The sequence below is a fragment of the Nanobdella aerobiophila genome (assembly GCF_023169545.1).
Taxonomy (GTDB): Archaea; Nanobdellota; Nanobdellia; order Nanobdellales; family Nanobdellaceae; genus Nanobdella; species Nanobdella aerobiophila.
On the sequence record NZ_AP019769.1, the window covers coordinates 588,881 to 610,099 of the forward strand.

Genomic DNA, 21,219 nt, shown 5'->3' on the forward strand with positions numbered 1-21,219 from the left:
ATCATTCATATGCCTTATGTATATATTCCTTGAAACACCTATAAGAATTAAATAATGGTCCTATATATTTTATTGAATTTAATGATACATCAATAAATTTATTATAATCATTTCTATAAATATTTAATATATAATCTAACTTATCATAAAAATTCTCTATATCTTTTTCATCAGTATTTCTATTTACATCATAATTATTTTCTCCGAAGAACCAACCATTTAAATCATCTATTATTATTTCTAAAGGAGATCCATCTCTAGAAAATAAAGTAGGTGTTCCATTTAATCCTGCCCTCATCCATGAAGTTCCTGAAGCTTCAAATGGTGGTCTGGGTATATGTAAAAATAGATCTGTACCAGCTAATAATATTCTTTCTTGTTCTAAACCCCTTCTTAATATTAAACCTACTGGTACATCTATAGTAGATATTGTATCTATTATCCATTTTATAGTATTTTTTGTAAAATCATCCTTAGGATGAAATGTTCCGGATAATAAGAATTGTATATTATATTTTTTATTTAATTCTTCCAGTTTATCCAGTCTCCATAATAACATATGAAATCTTTTATATTCAGTTAACCTTCTTTTAACAGTTATTAATATTCTATTATTCTTAAAAGATTTATTTTGATGGGAATTTACATTTATATAATTTATAGAATCATCTTTTAATATATTCTTTACTTTTATAAATTGATTTCTATCTATACTACCAGCATAAGATAATTTAGATGGTTCCAACCTCCATCCTGGGATATAAGAATCGTATAATAATTCTAGTTTATTATTTATCCATCTTAAATGATGTACTCCATTTGTAATATACTCTAAATTTTTATTGAATACGCTTTCTGTAACAACCTTATGCTTATATGATACCGCATTAGAGAATCCAGATATATTCAATAATACTTTAGTTAAACTTAAATTATTTCCAGAAATATTTTTTATTTCTATTGGTATATCATAATATTTTTCTACTAGATTATAATCGAATCCGTCATGGCCTGCGATAATTGAATGAGTGGTAAAAACTAATTTTTCTCTTACTTCTTCCATATTTTTTAACCTTTTAAATAATTCTATTGCTAGGAAACCTCCATGTGATTCATTTAAATGAAATTTATCAATATTTATACCATATTTGTCAAAAAATTCTAATGTACCTAAACCTAACAATAGATCTTTTAATAGTTTTTCTTCAGCATTTTCTTCATAATATAATCTTCCAGTTAATTTTCTAATATTTGGATTATTTTCTTGAATATCTGTATCAAATAAAAATAATTTAGAGTGTGATAAACTATATTTCCATACTTGAAAATATATCCTTAAACCTTTTAGATCTACATGGAATTTATCCTCTATATTCAAAAAATATTCTAATGGATCATAATCTTCATCTTTATATATTATATCTTTATCTTTTATACTATATTCTGCATATCCATTCTTATTTACAAATCCAACTCCATATATAGGATATTTCAGATCATTTGAAGAATAGAATAGGTCCCCGGCTAATATTCCCAATCCACCTGCATAAGTTGGCAATTTGCCTATAGAGAACTCTTGAGATATAAAAGCGATTTTTTTCATAATAAAATATAAAAATCTAAAAATTTATATTCATATGATGTCTACTACTCTATAGAGGTTAAATTTATCTTGAAAAAAGGAAACTAAATCATTTATATTTAATCTTATCTGTTCTTTTGTATCTCTGTATCTAATTGTAACTGTATTATCTCTTAATGTTTGGTCATCTACTGTAATACAGTATGGTGTTCCTATTTCATCTTGTCTTTTATATCTTATCCCTATTCTTCCAGAATCATCATAGTATACATCAAAATATTTCCTTAAACTATTGTATATATTTCTAGCAACTTTATTATGATCTTCTTTATTTTCTAATAATGGAAATATAGCAACTTGTACAGGAGATAAATATTCTGGTAATTTTAATATATTATCATAATTTAATACCAATAGAGAAAATATATTTCTATCTACTCCAAATGATAATTCTAATTCTACTGGGATAAACTTAGATCCATCGGGCCTTGTAACTATAAATCTCCTATCTTTGGATAATATAAAATGGTTCCATAAATCATATCCAACCATAATATTATCTTTTCCTATAAATAATTTTTCTAGATCTTCTAATATATCTTTTGGTACTTTATTCAGTATATTTGTATCAAATTTTAATACTCTAAAATGAATTCCTCCAACTTCCACCCATTTTAAATCATCTAGATATAATTCTAGATCAAAATGATACATATTATAAAAGGATTTTTCATTATTATCCAACTGATAAAATCTTATTTTGTTTTTAGGTATCTTTAATATATCTATATAGAACCTAAATACCTTATACAAAAAGTATATATAAAATTTATCTATTCCTGTATAATTATATATATCTTCCAAAGATAATTCTTCATATTGCACATTTTTCGACCTTGAATTAACCAATAATACATTTATATACTCATTTTTATATTTATCAAATTCCTGATTGAATATATTATTATAATAATCAAAAAATATTTGTAATTCTGCTTGAGTAAATTCCCTTAATCTTATTAAAGCATTTCTTGGCGATATTTCATTTCTAAATGCCTTCCCAATTATATATAATCCTAAAGGTAATCTATATCTATTTATTACAAATTCTGTTGGAAAATCTATATATACACCTTGTGCTGTTTCTGGTCTTAGATACATCTCATTATTTAATATAGAATTATATTTTTCTAATAATAATTGTAGGTCATCGACATCAAACTTTATATCAATATAATGTATAGAATTAAATAATTTTTCTATATAATATTCATCTATTTCTTTATGTTCTTTATTTGTAGATAAGAAATATTCATTTGTTATAGAATCATACAATATTACTATATCTTTATCCTGATTAAATATATATGTTTTATTCTCTATTACTATACCATATATTTTCTGATTTTCCAAATATTGTTTATATATATATGATATTATCCTCTCATTTACCTTATTATAATTATCTCTTTTCAGTATAGATAATATTTCGAATCTTCTTCTTATATCCTCTAAATATAGGAATAGATCAGATTCTGGTCCGACAAATATTGGAAACATTAAATTAAATAATTTAAGATTTGATAATTTTTCATTACATAAAGGACATAATATTTTACCTTCTTCAAATATTTTATTCATCTCTTCTATAGTCAAACTTTCTGCTTTTATATTTAGATTTTCTTCAATTAACTTATCTGCCCTCAACCTATGACCTTTTCTACATTCTACAATTGGATCATTAAACAATTCTAAATGCTTTGATGCTATAAATACCTCCTTATTCATTATTTCTGATGGTTGTATTTCATATATATTATCAAACAATTTACCAAAATATAGTCTCCATAAATTTTCATATTTTTTCTTTAATAAAGAACCTAGAGATCCGTAATCATAAAATCCAGACTTGGCCCCATATATAGACGAAGATTCATAAAAAAAACCCTTTTCCTTTGCAAGATTTATTATATCTTCAACCCCGAAATCTTTCATTCATAGGCAAATAATTTATAAAAATATTTATAAGCATTTTAAGTTTATAAGAACCAAAACTAAAAATAATTCACTAAAGAAATTAGTTCAATTAAAAATCCTAAAGTACTTCAAGATACAAGATCTAATTTATCTTCAAACCCTGAATTTTATTTATATTTTTATAAAAACTTTTACTTTTTCTATGGAGGCATAAAAATTATTGTATTTATAGGTTCATTTAAATAAATACTTTAGAGAAGAATATAAAATTAAAATAAGAAAATTTTATTATTCTTCTTATGTACGTATTGCTAAGAAATTACAATTTATTATTGCAAATTTATAAAAAATAAAAATAACGAATTATTATAAATAATACTATGATCTCGATAAAAATTACCTAAGAAAAATAAAAAAGAGATTAATAAATACTTCGTCCTCAAAGGCCGGAAGATGTCAGCTTATTAAATTTTTTAAAAATAAGATTTGATGGAGATTGAAGTAATACCTGTAGGGGGTTATTCGTACATAGGTAAAAATATGACTGCAATACGAATTGATGATGAAATAATTATTATAGACATGGGTATAAATGTAGATAATATATCAAAATTTGGAGAAAGAGAAAGTATTGTAAATAAACCTATGAAAGAACTATATGATCTAGACATAATACCAAATGACAAGATATTAGAAAATTATAAAGGAGAAATAAAGGGAATAATATTAACTCATGGACATTTAGACCACATAGGTGCTGTAAATTTTTTAGCTCCAAAATATAATGTTCCTATATACTGTACTCCTTATACTGCAGAATTATTAAAGATGCAAGAGAAAGAATATGGAGTTATATTATCAAATGATATTAAAAAAATAAGCCCAAATAGCACAATAAATATATCAGATAAATTAAAGATAAATATAATAAATTCTACACATTCTATACCTCAATCTATAATGGTAGATATAATTACAAATAAAGGTCACATAGTTCATACAGGTGATTTTAAGTTTGATAATTTTCCATTAATAGGTAAAAGAACAAATTATGAAAAGCTAAAAGAAATAGGAAGAGAAAATGTATTATTATTAATATCAGAATCTACAAGATCAGAAGAATTATCGAAAGCTCAATCAGAAATAATAGAAAAGTATATGTTATATGATGTACTAAAATCTTTAGATACAAAAGGTATAATTATAACAACATTTGCTTCACATATTTCTAGATTAAAATCTATAATAGAATTAGGAAAAGAATTTAATAGAAAAGTAATATTTATAGGAAGAAGTATGGGAAAATATATAAAAGCTGCTGAAGAAACAAATCTTTATAATTTTTCTGAAGAATCAGAAGTGTATAGTGACGTAAAAGAATACAAAAAGATATTAGAAAACATAAATAATGATAAAGAACAATATTTATTAGTAGTTACGGGTCATCAAGGTGAACCAGGTTCAGTATTAGATAAATTATCTAAAGATAGCTTTAAATTCGATATAAAAGATTCTACTATAATATTTGCAAATAATGTAATTCCACATCCTATAAATGAAGCAAACAGAAAAATATTAGAAGAAAGATTAAAGAGGAAGGGAGTAAATATTATAAAGGATATACATGTTTCAGGACATGCTAAAGCCCAAGATCATAATATGCTAATAAAAATGCTTAATCCAGAAAATATAGTTCCCAATCATGGGGACATAAATAAAAAAGCCGCTTACTATACCATAGCTGAAGAAAAGGGATACAAATTGGGAGAAGATATCTTTTTTATAGAAGATCAACAGAGTAAAATATTTAATATATAATTTTTTACTTAATGGTTTAAATAAAAGCATTTATTTTTTATTAGATATAATAGTGTATATGAAAGCAATTCATCTATATATAGAATACATACTACTACTATTATTGTCATCTATAGCATTTTATATATTATTTACATGGTGGATAAATAATAAGATATATGCTATAAATTTTTATAATGAAAATACATTTAATTATCAATCAAAATACATAGGAGATATATTATATAATTTACAAAATGATTATTATTACAATATAAATTTTAATTTAAATTATAAATTATATTGTTTGAATAATCTAACATTAATAGAATCTAGTAATTTTTGTAAAACAACATTAAATAATATGCAATATAATGGGGAGTTAATATATTCATACGGAGATTATTATGTTTATGATCCTAGTCTAAATGGATATTATCTATTAGAATATAGGGATAACTCTATATTATATGGGTGTTATCAAGGATATTTATCTACAGTTTTATTAACAGATAATTGTACTGGTGTATGTGTAGGAAATGATTGCATATTAAATATTGTAAAAAATGGCATAGAAGTATATTCTAATATATACACATGAAGGGACAAATATTTATAGAGGAAATATTATATATTATTATTGTTTTGACATTAATTTCCTTATCAATTTTATTTTACTATAATACATTAAATAATTTAAATAATAAAAATTATAATAATTATATAAACATAAAAAAGTATATTTATGAAAATATAATATTTGAGAATACATCAAACTTATTATATTTATATAATAACTACCAGAATATAGAGACAATTATAATTAAAAATACATAAATAGTTTAGATTATTATGAAATATATAAAGGTTGAGGATGTATTAAAATACTTCGACGAACAGATTAAAAAAGAAAATTATATACCAGAAATAAATCAAGATAAAGAAAAATCTGAAATTGACATAATATATCCTTTGATTGGTAATTTTTCATATGCACATATATATCATGATTTAATATCAGAGGAAATAGTATATGAACTTTTAGAACCAGAATTATCTTATGAAGAAAAATTCCTTATAGAAAAAATAAAAAAATATATAATTGATGATATATATAAAGATCCTGATAAATATTTAGAAAAAGACCACAAGACTATTTTAATGAAAGAACTAGGAAATTATATAAATAAATTTAAGATTGAAACTGATAAAAATGGATTCTTAAAATATTATTATTATTTATGGAGAGACATGCTAGGTTTAGAAAAATTAGAACCCTTATTTTATGATATATTTATTGAAGATATATCATGTGATGGTTATGATATACCTATATATGTACACCATAGTAAATATGGTATACTAAGATCAAATATAATATTTTCTAGAGATGAATTAGATAGATTTACAATAAAATTAGCTCAAAAAACAGGTAAAAATATTTCTTATGCAGAACCATTATTAGATGCTACTTTACCGGATGGTTCTAGAATTAATATTACATATACTGATGAGATAACTACTAAAGGACCCACATTTACTATAAGAAAATTCAAAAAGCAATTATTATCATTAACAGACTTAATAAAGGACAGAACATTAGATACAAAAATTGCTGCATATTTATGGACACTAATAGAAGCAAGAGCAAATATACTAATTTCTGGATCTACCTCTTCTGGAAAAACAACTCTGTTAAATGTAATTTCTCAATTTATACCCCCTGATGCAAAAGTAATTTCTATAGAAGATACGAGAGAATTACAATTATATCATGATAATTGGATACCTGCTACTACAAGAAGAGGATTTAATATAGGAGACAGATATTATGGAGAAGTAAATATGTATAATTTATTAGCAGAATCATTTAGACAGAATCCAGACTATGTAATTGTCGGAGAAGTAAGAGGAGAAGAAGCTTATGTAATGTTTCAGGGCATGGCATCCGGTCATGCTGCTTTATCTACAATACATACAGATACTTGGAAATCCTTAATAAGAAGATTAACTACTCCACCAATTAATTTACCGGTAGATCAGGTAGCATTACTTGATGCAGTAATATTTATGATAAGGGCTAGGAATATATCTCCATCAGCTAGAAGAGTAAGAGAAGCAATAGAAGTAGGAAAATATAAAAACAATGAAATTGAAGCTAAGAGTGTGATTAGATGGGATTTTTCTGACGATAAATTCGAAACAAAAGATTTAGGAAAAACAATAGAAGATGAATTGAGGTATAGATTAGGTTATAAACAAGACATAGAAAAGTCTATAAAAGAAAAAGAAAAGATAATAAAATATTTATTGAATAAAAATATAAGAGATCAAAAGAAGATTTCAAACTATATAAAGCTATATTATATAGATAAGGATAGTTTACTATCAGAAATAGAATGAATAAATTAACTAAATTTTTATATCCGTATTTTAAAAATAAGAGAATAGATATAAACTATACAGAATTTAAAGTATCTGTAGAAGAATATATAAATTTAACAATAAAATACTCTTTATTATTATTTATAATCGGAACTGTATCTATATCTATTATATTCATAATATATTTGAATTTCTACAATATAGTATTATTTATAATTAGTATATTATTTGGTTTTGCAGTAGGACTATTTACTTTTATATATTTATATATATATCCTACTGCTGCAAAGACAGATTACCTAAAAAGCATAGACGATAATTTATCCTTTTTTTCTCTATATTTCTATTCTTATTCTGGATCTGGAATGAATATTATAGAAATATTCAGATTATTAAATAAAAAGAAGAGTTTTGGTATGATAAATAAAGAAATTTCATATTTGCTATCATTAATAGATGTATTCGGATATGATTTAATTTCTGCATTATTAAAGTTAGCTAATACTACCCCATCAGACCAATTTAAAGAATTTTTATATGGATTAATATCTGTAGTGAAATCTGGTGGTTCCATAAGAGAATTCGCTAGAATATTTGCAAAGGAAAAATTAGAGGATTATGAAATACAATTAAAAGCATATAATGAAAAAGCAAACCTATGGATAACTTTTTATGCATTTTTCTTTATTACATTTCCTATAGTATTATTAATATTGGCATTTTTATTCTCTTATGCATCTGGTAATATAGCAATATTAAATTCTCTAATATTCTTTTTCGTTGTAATAATCCCCTTTTCATATATAGCTTATTTATATATGATACATATATATCAACCTAGAATATAAAATTATATTAATAATAATCCAGATATTATTGCAATAATTATCGCTAAAACATTATAATTTTCTGATGCGACTATAGATCCTGCAGAATTCGTATATCCTTGTACACTCAATATATATTCCCCATTTCCTATATAATCATTATTTGCATTAAAACCTATATCCAACTCTGAATAACCAGGATTAAATGGCAATACGGAAAATTGTAGTATATATGACTGATTTGGTTGTAATTGATTAATATATACTTCTTTAGTAGTATATAATGGAATATTATTAAATAGAACTTCAGGATTCTGTCCTATTTGATCTATATACATAGTAATATTATTTAATGTGATATTACCTATATTGGTTATATTCAATATTAAATTATAATCTGGTTTATCTAATTCAAAATCTAAAGTATTATTATTTATAGGATATGATATAGTACTATTATACTTTATATATGCTTGTAATTGGATTATTCCATAATACACTTCAGTTAATGTACCCTGCTGATATATAATATTCTCATTTGAGCATAAATTAACATTACTACATGCACTAATATATACATTTAAAATATTGGAAGGGTTATATGGAATTTGAATTATTGCTGAATTTTGATTATAATATGTATTTGAATATCCGTTATTTGTTGTTATAGTTATGTTCTTTATACCTGATAATGCATAACTAGAGATATTTAAATATAAATAATCATTATTATTTATTACAGTTGAATTAATTAAATTTGTATTTATTATTGGAGGGTTATTATCTATATAAACATTATCTGTTGTATTTTCTATACATCCATTATTATTACATGCTAATAATGTTAAATTATATATACCTGCCCTAGATAATATATAATTAAAATTATAATATTGTAAAGGTGAGGAAAAATTTTCTTGATATGCAACATTATTATTTAATAATATTGTTAGATTTTCTGGATAAGATATATTAGAATATAATTCTATTCCAGTAGTCCAGGTTCCTGGAGTATAATTATTACTATTTTGTAAATTTTGCAGATAATAATCATTAATATAGGGAGAGCTATTTATATATTGATTGGAATTAAAAAGATTAGATTTAATTATATTAATATCGCAAGATCCTATAGATATAGTTATGTTAGTAGTAGAGTAGAGTAAAGGTATCAAAACAGAATTTCCGACATTGCAGGAGTTTATGTCCGCAAGAAGATCAGGAGATGAATCAAAGACATCTAGATTAGAGATCGAATTATCTTGAATCGTGGAAGAAGCCATATATAAACCATAATCTGCGCCGGAGACACCCGACGAACCCGCATTTATCATATAGTTAGCGTTAGATATATTGTAAATATAAATATTTATATTAGAAAATATATTATTCTCTAAATAAGAATAATCAGAAATAAGATATAGTCCATAATTTGTATTGTAGATATTTATGTTTGAAAAAGAGTTGCTATCTAGATAAGAATAAAGCACTACCACTGGTGAATTGGCATAAGATAATAAGTATAGTCCATAATTTGTATTGTAGATATTTATGTTTGAAAAAGAGTTGCTATCTACATATGAGTAAGCAGAACCCGAATAAGAATAAAGATATAGTGCGTAATCAGCATTATATACAGTTATATTAGAAAAAGAATTGCTATTTATTTCGGAATAGTAAGAACCAGAAGGATAAAAGTATAATCCATAATTTGTATTGTAGATATTTATGTTTGAAAAAGAGTTGCTATCTACATATGAGAAAGTATAAAAATATATATAAATTCCATAGTTAGAATTATATACAGTTATATTAGAAAAACCATTACTTTCTAAATAAGACACTGAAAAGCCGTTGCTGCTCGGGCTATAAACTTGGAGGTATATTCCATAACTTAAACTGAATACATTTATGGTAAAAAATTCGTTATTTTCTAGATAAGCATAAGAACCTGCATTAGAGTATAGATATATTCCGTTAGAAGAATTATATATGATTATATTATAGAATTTATTAACATCTACAGATGTATTTGTATTCCCATGAGAATATAGATATATTCCGTTAGAAGAATTATATATGGTTATATTAGAAAATGTATTATTGTCTATATAAGCATAAGAATAAGCACTGGAATAATCTGAAAAAGAGTGGGCATTAGAGTATAGATATATTCCGTTAGAAGAATTATATATGGTTATATTAGAAAATGTATTATTGTCTATATAAGCATAAGAATAAGCATCGGAATAATATGAAATAGAATTAGAATAAGAGTATAGATATATTCCGTTAGAAGAATTATATATGGTTATATTAGAAAATGTATTATTGTCTATATAAGCATAAGAATAAGCATTAGGATAACCTGTAGAAGAATAAGCATTAGAATAGAAATATATACTGTATTCTATATTTTGAAAACTTACAAAACTTACATTTATATAACTTATGATAAACAAATCTCCATTACTCGAGGTACCTTGATAGTAATAAATTCCGTAATTGCTATCATTCGCGCCCTGTCCAATTATATAATACCCGTTTCCATTAATAATAACATTACTAGTAGTTATATTTATACATGCGTTACCAGAACCTGTCACTGTTAAATTCTTAGTTAAATAATAATAACCAGGAGAACTAATCGTAAAACCACAAGAACTTATGGGTGTAGCAGAAAATACTTTAAAATTCACTAAAAGTAAAAGGCTAACCAATGATAATAAATATTTATATATTTTATTCATTCAAAATTTATTAAAAAAAAATCTTATAAATATTTAGTGAACACCTTCTGGAATTCCTTTTCTTTTCCTTATAGAATCTATTATTTGTTGTTGCAAGTCTTTTGGTACTCTCTCAAATAATTGATCCTCTAAATACCATACTCCTTTACCAGATGTAGTAGACCTTAATTCATCAGTAAATCCAAACATATTTGCTACAGGTATCTTAGCTTTTAAAGTAGATCTCTCTTCTTGAACATCCATTTCTAATACCTGTCCTCTCCTAGATTGTAATAATGATGTAACATCACCTACCGTTTCTGGAGGTGTATCTATTCTTATAATTTGTAATGGTTCAAATAATGCAGGTTGTTCTAATATTGCTTCTTTTATTGAATCTTTAGCTGCAGGAATTATTTGAGCAGGACCCCTATGTATTGCATCTTCATGTAATACTGCATCAATTAATTTTACTTTCATCATTATTGTTGGCTCCCATGCTAAAGGTCCTTGTTCCATAACTTCCTTAAATCCTTGTACAATATATTCTATTACTTCTGGTAAATGTACTAAACCTCTAGTCATATCTATCAATACATTTCCATTTTGTACCATAATTATTCTTCTAGCTTCTTCTTTATCAAAACCAATTTCATTAAATACTTTCCATAAATCTTCTTTTTTTATTCTTCCTTCTTCTATCTTACCTTCCCTTATATATTCTCTTAATTTTTCATATATATTTGGATCTAAAGGTTCTATCTGGAAATATATTTTATTATGTTTATTTGGAGACTTACCTTCATGTACCTGCGTTTGTTTTAATACAGATTCTCTATATACAACTATTGGCTCACTTACATTTATAGGAATTCCAAAATCATTTTGAACCCTATATTCTAATATTTGTAAATGTAAGTCTCCTAAACCTGAAACCAATATCTCTCCTGTATCTTTCTTTTGTTCTACCTTTATTGTTGGATCTTCTCTTCTCATTAATTCTAATGTTTCTATTAATTTTGGTAAATCATTTGGATTTTTTGGTTCAAATGATTTTGTAACTACAGGATCTAACCAATGTTTTAATTCTTCAAATGTTTCTACTGATTTTGGATCTTGAACTTTTGCTACAATTGTTTCACCTGGATATAATCCTCTTATACCAACTAAAGCAATAATATTACCAGCTTTAACAGAATCTACATTTAATCTTTGTATACCCTTCCATATTGCTACTTGCTGTATTTTCACTGGTCTTCCAGCCTGGATTAAATATACATCATCTCCCTTGTTTAATGTTCCCGAAAACATTCTAGCAGTAGCAATTTCTTGTTTAGATATCTTATCTATAATTACATTTGTAACATTTATAACTAAAGGTCCATTTGGATCTGTATTTTCCATAGCTTTACCAACTTCTGAATTTATATTACCTTTCCATATATGTGGGATTCTATATCTTTGAGCTTCTATTGGAGATGGTAGATGATTTATAACCATATCCAAAATTACTTTTGCTACAGGAGCTTTTTTTCTCATTTCTTCCCTTAATTTTTCCTTATCATTATCGTATTTTGTGTATATATCTATTATATCTTTAAACGAAACATTATTTTTCTTCATATATGGTAATGATAATGCCCAATGAAATTTTGCAGACCCAAATGCTACAGAACCATCTACCACATTTACATTCCATTTACCTTTAAATTCTTGGGGAGTATACTTTTCTATCAACCTATTTACTTCTATAACTATATTACCAATTCTTTCCATTATTTGCTGCGGACTTAATTTTAATTCAGTTATTGCTCTATCAGCTTTATTTATAAATAATACTGGTTTTACATATTCTTTTAAAGCAGTTCTCAATACAGATTCTGTTTGAGGCATTATTCCATCTACAAAATCTACAACAACAATTGCACCATCTGACGCTCTAGCAGCTCTAGTGACTTGTCCGGAAAATTCTACATGTCCTGGTGTATCTATTAAATTTATTAAATAGTCTTGATTTTCAAATTCATGAACCATAGATACTGCAGCACCATATACTGTCATTTCTCTCTGTTTTTCTGTTTCATGCCACCAGGTAAACATTGCCTCACCAGCAAGCTCTTCTGCTAACATTCCTGCACCGGCCAATAAAGAATCTGTCAATGTAGTTTTACCATGGTGAATATGGGCTATTATTTCCATATTTCTAATATTCTTTGGATTATCCATGACTTTCAAGACTTTGTCTGTCAATGACGCCATTAGTATTTTTTTATTCAAAATAATTTAAAAAGGATCCTATATCTAAAAATTTCATTTTTGATATAATAAAATTTTAAAAAGATAAAATAAGATCTACTAATAGAATGCCATATTTTTATAAATATAAAAATTTATTATAATTGCATAAAAAAGATATTTATTTTGTTATTTCTAATTCGAAAGGAGGAGCCTTAAACTCTACCTTTTTATGATGACCATCACAATACGGCTTATTCTCTGAATGCCCGCATCTACATAAATGATATATAGCCTTTCCATCTACATTTACCTCATATGGTCCATTTTCAAATCCTCTTATAACAACTCTTGCCATTTATAAATTTAAAATAATATCCTTAAAAATTTATTCTAATGATAAATAAAAAATATATAATAATATTATCTGGTATAATATCTATAATAATTACAATAATATTAATATTACAAAATAATATGTATAATCAAGAACTTACAATAAAAATAAATAATAATAATTTAACATTATATAAATTAAATTTATATTATGAAGGATGTTATAATCTAACCATAAAAAATGGATATTTTATAATATATCCTATAAGTTCTGCAGTTAATTTTTCTATGCCTACATACAATTATTTAAATACAACAAATATAATATATTGCAACGAAGATATATCATATAATATAACAACAAATTTCTGCTCACCAATTGCCTGTCCAACTATATGTACTACAAATGGTTGTGTCAAATGCAACTATTGTAATAATTTTACATATTACATAAATATAAACTATCCGATAATAATCGGAGAAAATAATGATTATATATCTAGTTCATCTATAGGAAATATAGTAATACTTAAATATGATAATAATGTATATTCAACAAATAATGATATAATAATTAATAATATAGATAATAATTCAATATATTATATTATTAGCTTATATATAAATGATATAAAGAAGATTATTGTATGAATCTGGCAGTATTATATTCGGGTGGGAAAGATTCTAATTATTCATTATTTATAACTTCTAAATATTACAAGGTATCTGTATTATTAAATATTATTCCAAAAAATAATGAAAGTTATTTATATCAATATATAAATAACAAAATAACATTATTGCAGGCAAAAGCATTAAGTATAGATATATATAGAGCAGAAGTAAATGAATCAGAAGAAAAAACATTAAAAGAAGCTTTAATATATCTAAAAAAAGAATATAATATTGATGGATTAGTAACTGGTGCAATAAGATCCACATACCAAGGATCTAAATTTCAAAAAATTTGTAAAGATTTAAAATTATGGTGCTTTAATCCTATATGGTTAATAAACGAAAAAATATATATTAAAGAATTAATAAAAAATAATTTTGAATTTATAATTACGGGATGGTATTCTTACCCATTAGATATAGATATTTTAGGAAAAAAAGTCAATACATATATATTAAATAAACTAATAGAATATAATAAAAAATATGGAATAAATATAGCTGGAGAAGGTGGGGAATATGAAACAATAGTACTATACCAACCACTATTTAAAAAAAGGATAAATATAGAAAAATATAGGATAAATATAGAAAAAAATTATGCCGAATATATTATAGAAAAAGCTAGTCTGATATGATAGGGGTAATATATACAAATAAATATAAATTGTCTAGAAGAGAATTTCTAAGACCTATATTATATATATTGAAAGAAAATAAAATTAAATATAAAATATTTTCATATAAAAAAATAGCTAATAATGTAGATAAAATAATAATTACAGGAACTGCGATAATGGATTTTGATTATTTAAATTATATAGATAATTTTAAGTTTATAATAGAAAAAGATATAAAAACACTAGCAATATGTTCTGGATCACAAATTATAACAAAATTACTAGGTTATAAATTAATAAATAAAGAAATAATTGGAAAATATAATATAAATCTAGTAAATGAGAATATTTTTACAGATAAAGATTTTGAAGCATATTTTTTAATAACTAAGGTACCCCAAATAGATAAAAAATTTAATATATATGGAAAACTAAACAATATCCCCGTATTTTACAATTACAAAAATATATATTTTACATTATTTCATCCAGAAGTTTTAAATAAATATATTATATTAAAATTTCTATATAATATATAATATCCCTACCGAGGGTAACCTTAGATTTATGAAAAGGTAGAGTTGGTGGGGGTACATAATGAAGATGCCATGTCCCAGTCTGATATATGATGAAAGGAGTAGCTACAGATAAAAATATTAATAATTATTAAAACAAAATTAATTTAATATAAAAAATTTATTCTTCTATCTTCTCTTTCTTATTTCCACCTCTTCCTCTTGATTCTAATAATACTGCAGCTATTATTATTATCGCAACTGCTACTAATATCCAAAATACTATCGATTCTAAATTATATGTAGGTGTTATTAATTGTTCTCCCGTCGAAGTATATGTTTGATTTAATGAATATAATATCTCTCCATTATTTGCATTTATTACATCTACATAAACTGTTACATTTCCAGATTCTGCTGTTACATTTAATGGTATTGTCTCTGAATATGTTCCACCTATTTGTACATTTTCTTCCTTTGGATATACTTTTCCACCTACTGCATATGATTGTATTATTAAATTATATATTGATGTTGTATTTGCTGTTAGTATCAGGTCTATTGTTGTATTCTGACCAACTGATAATGGTTGGTATGCTTCTAAAGATGCTGATATTGGAGTATATACAGGTACTGATCCATTTACATATATATTATATGGATATACTTCTTGTGCTCCATTATACAAGAATACAATATTTAATGGATAATAACCTGCCTGTAGATTATTTGGTATATATATTACCACTGGCAATTGCTCTACTTGATTTGGAGATAATGTAATTGTTGATAATTGCTGATTTATATTTAATTCTTCTGATTGTATCATTGGGGTTACCTGTACTTCCATTGGCAAACTATCTTGTAATTGTATTTGCAATTGTACATATGATCCTGGTAGTATATTATATGTATTTGGTTCTACTGATATTACATTAACTGGATTTATTGAATTTTGATCTATTGCTACAGTATAATTATATTGATTTACTACAACTCCATTTTGATATAAATATAATATTATATTGTAATATCCTGGACTTAATTCTTCTGTATTTAATGGCAATGTTATCTCAGATTGTTGACCTGGTTGTACATCTTGTGAATTCATTAAATTATATTCTAGATATCCATATTCATTATATAATAATAATTGTACTGTTGCATTTACAGTTTGATATCCTGAATTCTGTAATAATAAATTTATATCATATATTGAGTTTCCTAATGATTGCAATGAATTAAAGTTTGGCGATATTGATAATACCTGTAAATTTTCTCCATTTTCATTATTCGATATATAGAATGATTGTTCTGCTACTTGGTTTAATACCTGACCATTATCCAATACTACAGTTAATTGTTCTTCTGCATATAGTTGTCCATATATATTTTGTAGATCATAGTTTGGAACATTTATTGTCAATAAATTCTCTCCCGGCTGTAATTGTACATCTTCCTGTGTCTGATATACAATACTACCATCTTGACCATATAATGTCAGTGTCAATGTAGCTGATTGTATATTTGTCCCTATATTTTGTAGATAAGATACTGACTGTATATTTAATCCATTTTCAGATGCTTGTACTGATGATATTACTTCTGGTAAATTTACCATCGATAATGTAAAATTATATGGTACAAATGTAATATTATAACTTTCCTGACCTGTAGCTATATCTTCAACTCCATTAGAATATATTAATGATACATTTGCCTCTACTGTGAAATTATTGTATCCATTAGAATATTCTTGAACTAACTGCTGTAATTGTAAAGGATTTACAGATATATCATATATATTTAATCCTGTTCCTACAGTTACTGGCTCATAATATTGATACACTAATTGTCCATTTGGTGCAAATATATCAAAATATAGGTATGATTCTACTGGTACCTGATTCACTCCTAATAACTTTACTATAAATGTCATATTATTCATAGAATTTGCCAATAATGTCTGCGTCTGTGGTTCTATTATTATTTCCTGCGAATATACTGCTAATCCTACTATCCCTAATGCTCCTAAAACAAAAGAAAGCTTCTTAAGTGTTGTCACTAGTCGATTATTCATAAGTATTATTTATTATAAAAAGACTTATAAACGTTACTACCCTTTAAAAGGTATAGATCACTATCACCGGGCAAGTATATTATAATATCATTATGATCAATTTTAAAAATTTTACTTAATTCCTTGGCTATATCTAGTTGCTTTTTATTTCCAGGAACCACTATTGCATAATTTTGATATTTTTTTGTTATTACTTCTGGAACTCCAGAAAAAATTTCGTAGTTATCAAAAGATAAAGCTATCTCTAGCTTAACATTCTTTATATAATTTTTATTCCCATATATCATAAATGATCCTTTATTCAAATACTCTCCAGATGGTGCTTTCTTAGATACCTGATCTGGATATACATAGTATACATCTATTGAAGAAAACTTATTTTTCCAGGCTCTAGAATATGAAGCCACAAATTTTGCCGATTCATATATATCTTCTTCTCTGGCTTTTCTACCATTTTTTAAAATACCAAAAGGAGAACCTGTAATCTCTGTATGAAAAACAATATCATTATCTTCGAGATATTTATTTATTATTATTTCATTTGTTATAGAATCTTTCCCGGCAATCAATAGAAAATCATTTGAAGTTTTTGTCCATCTGAATTTTTCATACCATTTTCTGTTTTTCTTCTTTTCTTCTTTCTTTTTCTCTATGACTATGTTTTCTTCAATATTATTTAATTTTTCATTATAATCCTTTATTATTTCCTCTATCTTTTTCTTCTTATCTTTTAAGACTTTTAATCTACTATAGATATCGTTTATATTTTCATATATTGATTTCCTTCTATCAATTTTTATTTCCAACATATATTATAGAATAAACATTTTTTACATGCATCTTTATAGACCTTTCCAGGATCCTTTTTCTCTTCTATCATATTATATATCTTATCTTTGGTATATAGTATATTTTCTATTTCTTTTTTATTTGTGAACTCTATTTCTTTTTTATAATTATCTTTAGCATATAATAAGTATCCTTTATTTATCTTATACTTTGGATACTCATCCTTTAATAATAAGTAATATGCATAAAGCTGAGTGACATGTTCTCTCCTATAAAATCCAGATTTTATTTCATAAGGTATCATTTCATCTTTATATATCTCTATTCTATCTACCCTACCAATTATATTATTTTTTAATGATGTAACATCTATTTCTGTAACCAATTTTGGTTCTAGATTTTCCCATAATTCTATACCATATAAATCACTCTCCAATATAAAATTATATACATTTTTTGCCCTCTCTTCTATATCTTTACTAACATAATTATATGATTTTATCTTTATCTTATTCTTATCCAATTTCAATTTCTGAATTTCTTCATCAAATTCCAATAGAATATCCTCAATTAATTTATATGTAAATTGATTATATAAATTTAATATATATTCATAACCTTTATTTTCCTTTATACTATATATTATATCTTTTTCTTTATCATTTATCCTATCAAATATAGAATGAACAATAGATCCAAAAATCTTCTGTTCTGTACTTTCTTCTTCATAATGCATAACCCTTTTTAAATAAACCTTTCTAGGACAGAAATAATAATCAGTAATATCTGTTACTCTAATAAATATATTATTTAATACCACAATATGATATATTATATTATTTTTATAAATATATAATATTTATAAAGACCTGTAGAAAATAATATGAAATGGTAAAAATAAAGATAAACAGAGATTTATGTATAGGATCAGCAGCTTGTGTTGCAGCATGTCCAGAAATATTCTATCTAGACAATGATGGAAAGGTTGCATTAAAATCGGACAATGTTGATGAAAATAAAGATCCTGAACTAGCAGAAAAAGTAAAAGATGCTGCACAGTCCTGTCCAACAGGAGTAATATCCTTAGAGTGAGAGTTAGAGTAGATAAAAATACATGTATAGGGTGCGGTACATGTATTGCCATAGCTCCAGAAATTTTTGATTTTGATAAAGATGGGAAATCAATAAACAAAATAGAGGAGATAGAAGATGAAAAGTTGATAGAAGAAGCCAGAGATTCTAAAATTGCCTGTCCAACAGGATCTATATTTTTGGATGAGTAAATATTTTATAGATATAGATTATAATAAATGTATAAATTGTTTAGCATGCTATTTAATAGATAAAGACGATTTTGATATAGTCAATAATAGAATAAAAATCAAGAACAGGTTCATATCAGATGATAAATCGATAAATAATGTAAAAAAAGCTTCTGAAGCTTGTCCTGTCAATGCTATATATTATGAAGAAATTTCTTGATAAACAAAAAGATTAATAAATAATAAAAAATTTCTATAGATTATGGTATTTTATAATATATTTATAACATTATTAACAAATATTGGATTCTTTAATATTATAGTTCCTTTTTTACTAGTTTATGCTGTAATGTATGGATTATTATCTAATTATAAAATAATAGGAGATCCATTCAAAGATGATCCTTCTGGAAAAGCAGTAAGGAGTATAATATCCATGATTGCTGCAGCTACTGGCTTTTTGGTTGTAGGAGCTGCAAATATTGTATTATCCTTAAATCAATTGATTCCATATATAGTTTTATTTATATTAACTGTATTCTTCTTACTAATTGCTATATCTCCATTAGTATCAAAAGACGGAAAGATAGACCTAGATAAGAATACTAAAAGATTATTAGTTATAATAGCTGTTATAATATTTTCTATAGTATTAATATTTTCACTAGGACTCGTAAATTATTTAATGTCTATAGGAAAAGCAATTAGTAACAACTCATTACCACCAGAGATAATAAACTTTATAGAAACAATAGTAATATTATTAATAATGTTTGGAATTGTATTCTTTACAATAAGAACTCCAAAGGCAAAAGAAGAAAAGAAGGATAATAGTAAATAATGATAGACTTTACTTCTTTGTTGAGTCAATATGGGATTTTCGATGTTATATTACCTTTTTTATTAATATTTTCCATAGTATTTATGGTTTTAGAATTAGCTGGACTATTAAAAACAGGTCCGGATGATGAAGTTGGTAGGAGACTAAATGCCTTATTTGCATTATCATTTGCACTACTATCTATAGGAAATCAAAACCTAATACAATGGTTATTATCTTTTATTCCAAATGCATCTGTTGCAGTATTGGGTTTTTTCCTATTGGCAATGGTAATAAGTATAAGTAATAAAAAGGTTCCAGGCTTCTTTAGGGCAATACTAGGACTTTTGGTGATAGGAATAATACTCTGGCTAGCATTGAATGCGCTGGAACTTACTCCAAATGCAGGAGGAAGCTCTATTTCAGGAGCTCTAAATTATATAATATCCTACTTAATTAATTCAGGATTATTAGCAATATTAATAATATTTGTTTTATTAGGAATAACTATATTTTGGTTAGTATCTCCAAGTAAAAAGGAAGATAAAAAAGAAGAAGGTACACAGGTAATTCCATTATTGAGTAAATAA

21 protein-coding genes are annotated in these 21,219 nt (G+C 25.0%); 13 read left to right on the forward strand and 8 right to left on the reverse strand.

From position 1 onward, the window contains the following. Position 1: 1 nt before the first annotated feature. Together glgP and MJ2HA_RS03420 are read right to left on the reverse strand one after the other, a co-directional pair. On the reverse strand, positions 2-1,603 hold the full coding sequence (gene glgP, locus MJ2HA_RS03415) for an alpha-glucan family phosphorylase (RefSeq protein WP_258393145.1): 1,602 nt from the start codon (positions 1,601-1,603) through the stop codon (positions 2-4). A gap of 30 nt (positions 1,604-1,633) precedes the next feature. Then, positions 1,634-3,577, reverse strand: coding sequence for a His/Gly/Thr/Pro-type tRNA ligase C-terminal domain-containing protein (locus tag MJ2HA_RS03420; protein ID WP_258393146.1), 1,944 nt, complete (start codon positions 3,575-3,577; stop codon positions 1,634-1,636). Between the two features lie 471 nt (positions 3,578-4,048). Here MJ2HA_RS03420 and MJ2HA_RS03425 point away from each other — a divergent pair, with 471 nt between their 5' ends. The 5 genes from MJ2HA_RS03425 to MJ2HA_RS03445 are packed head-to-tail and all read left to right on the forward strand — an operon-like array spanning position 4,049 to position 8,589. Next, positions 4,049-5,377 (forward strand): RNase J family beta-CASP ribonuclease, encoded by a 1,329-nt coding sequence (locus MJ2HA_RS03425; protein WP_258393147.1) that lies wholly within the window; start codon positions 4,049-4,051, stop codon positions 5,375-5,377. 58 nt (positions 5,378-5,435) lie between these two features. Next, positions 5,436-5,957 carry a hypothetical protein gene (locus MJ2HA_RS03430; protein ID WP_258393148.1) on the forward strand — a complete coding sequence of 174 codons (522 nt, stop codon included), beginning with the start codon at positions 5,436-5,438 and terminating at the stop codon, positions 5,955-5,957. Beyond that, positions 5,954-6,193 (forward strand): hypothetical protein, encoded by a 240-nt coding sequence (locus MJ2HA_RS03435; RefSeq protein WP_258393149.1) that lies wholly within the window; start codon positions 5,954-5,956, stop codon positions 6,191-6,193. The genes MJ2HA_RS03430 and MJ2HA_RS03435 overlap by 4 nt, the downstream gene beginning before the upstream one ends. A gap of 15 nt (positions 6,194-6,208) precedes the next feature. After that, a complete protein-coding gene (locus MJ2HA_RS03440) occupies positions 6,209-7,759 on the forward strand; it encodes a type II/IV secretion system ATPase subunit (RefSeq protein WP_258393150.1) in 1,551 nt (516 codons plus the stop codon). Next, positions 7,756-8,589, forward strand: a complete 834-nt coding sequence (locus tag MJ2HA_RS03445) for a type II secretion system F family protein (protein ID WP_258393151.1) — start codon at positions 7,756-7,758, stop codon at positions 8,587-8,589. Before MJ2HA_RS03440 ends, MJ2HA_RS03445 begins: the two co-directional genes overlap by 4 nt. A gap of 2 nt (positions 8,590-8,591) precedes the next feature. Here MJ2HA_RS03445 and MJ2HA_RS03450 read toward each other — a convergent pair whose 3' ends face one another. From MJ2HA_RS03450 to MJ2HA_RS03460, 3 genes are all read right to left on the reverse strand, one after another. Beyond that, on the reverse strand, positions 8,592-11,318 hold the full coding sequence (locus tag MJ2HA_RS03450) for a hypothetical protein (protein ID WP_258393152.1): 2,727 nt from the start codon (positions 11,316-11,318) through the stop codon (positions 8,592-8,594). A 33-nt stretch (positions 11,319-11,351) separates the two neighbouring features. Next, positions 11,352-13,556 (reverse strand): elongation factor EF-2, encoded by a 2,205-nt coding sequence (locus MJ2HA_RS03455; RefSeq protein ID WP_258393153.1) that lies wholly within the window; start codon positions 13,554-13,556, stop codon positions 11,352-11,354. Positions 13,557-13,713: 157 nt separating this feature from the next. Then, entirely contained in the window at positions 13,714-13,890 is a 177-nt protein-coding gene (locus tag MJ2HA_RS03460; RefSeq protein WP_258393154.1) for a CDGSH iron-sulfur domain-containing protein, read from the reverse strand. A 38-nt stretch (positions 13,891-13,928) separates the two neighbouring features. Here MJ2HA_RS03460 and MJ2HA_RS03465 point away from each other — a divergent pair, with 38 nt between their 5' ends. From MJ2HA_RS03465 to MJ2HA_RS03475, 3 genes are read left to right on the forward strand one after another with little or no spacing between them, the layout of a single operon-like run. Next, the gene (locus MJ2HA_RS03465; protein WP_258393155.1) at positions 13,929-14,519 is read left to right on the forward strand and encodes a hypothetical protein; all 591 of its coding nucleotides are present in this window, start codon (positions 13,929-13,931) and stop codon (positions 14,517-14,519) included. Next, positions 14,516-15,181 carry a diphthine--ammonia ligase gene (locus tag MJ2HA_RS03470; protein ID WP_258393156.1) on the forward strand — a complete coding sequence of 222 codons (666 nt, stop codon included), beginning with the start codon at positions 14,516-14,518 and terminating at the stop codon, positions 15,179-15,181. Before MJ2HA_RS03465 ends, MJ2HA_RS03470 begins: the two co-directional genes overlap by 4 nt. Further along, positions 15,178-15,702 (forward strand): glutamine amidotransferase-related protein, encoded by a 525-nt coding sequence (locus tag MJ2HA_RS03475; RefSeq protein ID WP_258393157.1) that lies wholly within the window; start codon positions 15,178-15,180, stop codon positions 15,700-15,702. The genes MJ2HA_RS03470 and MJ2HA_RS03475 overlap by 4 nt, the downstream gene beginning before the upstream one ends. A gap of 157 nt (positions 15,703-15,859) precedes the next feature. Here MJ2HA_RS03475 and MJ2HA_RS03480 read toward each other — a convergent pair whose 3' ends face one another. Genes MJ2HA_RS03480 through cas4 form a run of 3 tightly spaced genes read right to left on the reverse strand, consistent with a single transcriptional unit; the run spans position 15,860 to position 19,367 of the window. Then, on the reverse strand, positions 15,860-17,758 hold the full coding sequence (locus tag MJ2HA_RS03480) for a hypothetical protein (protein WP_258393158.1): 1,899 nt from the start codon (positions 17,756-17,758) through the stop codon (positions 15,860-15,862). A 5-nt stretch (positions 17,759-17,763) separates the two neighbouring features. Further along, complete coding sequence (locus MJ2HA_RS03485) at positions 17,764-18,567, reverse strand: CCDC25 family protein (protein WP_258393159.1); 804 nt, start codon at positions 18,565-18,567, stop codon at positions 17,764-17,766. Continuing rightward, positions 18,555-19,367: a CRISPR-associated protein Cas4 gene (gene cas4, locus MJ2HA_RS03490; RefSeq protein WP_258393160.1), complete on the reverse strand. Its 813-nt coding sequence runs from the start codon at positions 19,365-19,367 to the stop codon at positions 18,555-18,557. Before cas4 ends, MJ2HA_RS03485 begins: the two co-directional genes overlap by 13 nt. Positions 19,368-19,435: 68 nt before the next feature. On the opposite strand from cas4, the gene MJ2HA_RS03495 reads away from it, so the two are divergent. Genes MJ2HA_RS03495 through MJ2HA_RS03515 form a run of 5 tightly spaced genes read left to right on the forward strand, consistent with a single transcriptional unit; the run spans position 19,436 to position 21,219 of the window. After that, on the forward strand, positions 19,436-19,639 hold the full coding sequence (locus tag MJ2HA_RS03495; protein WP_258393161.1) for a ferredoxin: 204 nt from the start codon (positions 19,436-19,438) through the stop codon (positions 19,637-19,639). Continuing rightward, positions 19,636-19,830, forward strand: a complete 195-nt coding sequence (locus MJ2HA_RS03500) for a ferredoxin (protein ID WP_258393162.1) — start codon at positions 19,636-19,638, stop codon at positions 19,828-19,830. The genes MJ2HA_RS03495 and MJ2HA_RS03500 overlap by 4 nt, the downstream gene beginning before the upstream one ends. Next, on the forward strand, positions 19,823-20,029 hold the full coding sequence (locus MJ2HA_RS03505) for a 4Fe-4S domain-containing protein (RefSeq protein WP_258393163.1): 207 nt from the start codon (positions 19,823-19,825) through the stop codon (positions 20,027-20,029). Before MJ2HA_RS03500 ends, MJ2HA_RS03505 begins: the two co-directional genes overlap by 8 nt. A gap of 42 nt (positions 20,030-20,071) precedes the next feature. After that, the gene (locus tag MJ2HA_RS03510) at positions 20,072-20,650 is read left to right on the forward strand and encodes a hypothetical protein (RefSeq protein ID WP_258393164.1); all 579 of its coding nucleotides are present in this window, start codon (positions 20,072-20,074) and stop codon (positions 20,648-20,650) included. Next, positions 20,650-21,219, forward strand: coding sequence for a hypothetical protein (locus MJ2HA_RS03515; RefSeq protein ID WP_258393165.1), 570 nt, complete (start codon positions 20,650-20,652; stop codon positions 21,217-21,219). Before MJ2HA_RS03510 ends, MJ2HA_RS03515 begins: the two co-directional genes overlap by 1 nt.

Excerpts from the sequence above, each read along its gene's own strand:
- glgP (WP_258393145.1), bottom strand. The coding sequence starts at position 1,603 with ATGAAAAAAATCGCTTTTATATCTCAAGAGTTCTCTATAGGCAAATTG.
- MJ2HA_RS03420 (WP_258393146.1), bottom strand. The coding sequence starts at position 3,577 with ATGAAAGATTTCGGGGTTGAAGATATAATAAATCTTGCAAAGGAAAAG.
- MJ2HA_RS03425 (WP_258393147.1), top strand. The coding sequence starts at position 4,049 with ATGGAGATTGAAGTAATACCTGTAGGGGGTTATTCGTACATAGGTAAA.
- MJ2HA_RS03430 (WP_258393148.1), top strand. The coding sequence starts at position 5,436 with ATGAAAGCAATTCATCTATATATAGAATACATACTACTACTATTATTG.
- MJ2HA_RS03435 (WP_258393149.1), top strand. The coding sequence starts at position 5,954 with ATGAAGGGACAAATATTTATAGAGGAAATATTATATATTATTATTGTT.
- MJ2HA_RS03440 (WP_258393150.1), top strand. The coding sequence starts at position 6,209 with ATGAAATATATAAAGGTTGAGGATGTATTAAAATACTTCGACGAACAG.
- MJ2HA_RS03445 (WP_258393151.1), top strand. The coding sequence starts at position 7,756 with ATGAATAAATTAACTAAATTTTTATATCCGTATTTTAAAAATAAGAGA.
- MJ2HA_RS03450 (WP_258393152.1), bottom strand. The coding sequence starts at position 11,318 with ATGAATAAAATATATAAATATTTATTATCATTGGTTAGCCTTTTACTT.
- MJ2HA_RS03455 (WP_258393153.1), bottom strand. The coding sequence starts at position 13,556 with ATGGCGTCATTGACAGACAAAGTCTTGAAAGTCATGGATAATCCAAAG.
- MJ2HA_RS03460 (WP_258393154.1), bottom strand. The coding sequence starts at position 13,890 with ATGGCAAGAGTTGTTATAAGAGGATTTGAAAATGGACCATATGAGGTA.
- MJ2HA_RS03465 (WP_258393155.1), top strand. The coding sequence starts at position 13,929 with ATGATAAATAAAAAATATATAATAATATTATCTGGTATAATATCTATA.
- MJ2HA_RS03470 (WP_258393156.1), top strand. The coding sequence starts at position 14,516 with ATGAATCTGGCAGTATTATATTCGGGTGGGAAAGATTCTAATTATTCA.
- MJ2HA_RS03475 (WP_258393157.1), top strand. The coding sequence starts at position 15,178 with ATGATAGGGGTAATATATACAAATAAATATAAATTGTCTAGAAGAGAA.
- MJ2HA_RS03480 (WP_258393158.1), bottom strand. The coding sequence starts at position 17,758 with ATGAATAATCGACTAGTGACAACACTTAAGAAGCTTTCTTTTGTTTTA.
- MJ2HA_RS03485 (WP_258393159.1), bottom strand. The coding sequence starts at position 18,567 with ATGTTGGAAATAAAAATTGATAGAAGGAAATCAATATATGAAAATATA.
- MJ2HA_RS03495 (WP_258393161.1), top strand. The coding sequence starts at position 19,436 with ATGGTAAAAATAAAGATAAACAGAGATTTATGTATAGGATCAGCAGCT.
- MJ2HA_RS03505 (WP_258393163.1), top strand. The coding sequence starts at position 19,823 with ATGAGTAAATATTTTATAGATATAGATTATAATAAATGTATAAATTGT.
- MJ2HA_RS03510 (WP_258393164.1), top strand. The coding sequence starts at position 20,072 with ATGGTATTTTATAATATATTTATAACATTATTAACAAATATTGGATTC.
- MJ2HA_RS03515 (WP_258393165.1), top strand. The coding sequence starts at position 20,650 with ATGATAGACTTTACTTCTTTGTTGAGTCAATATGGGATTTTCGATGTT.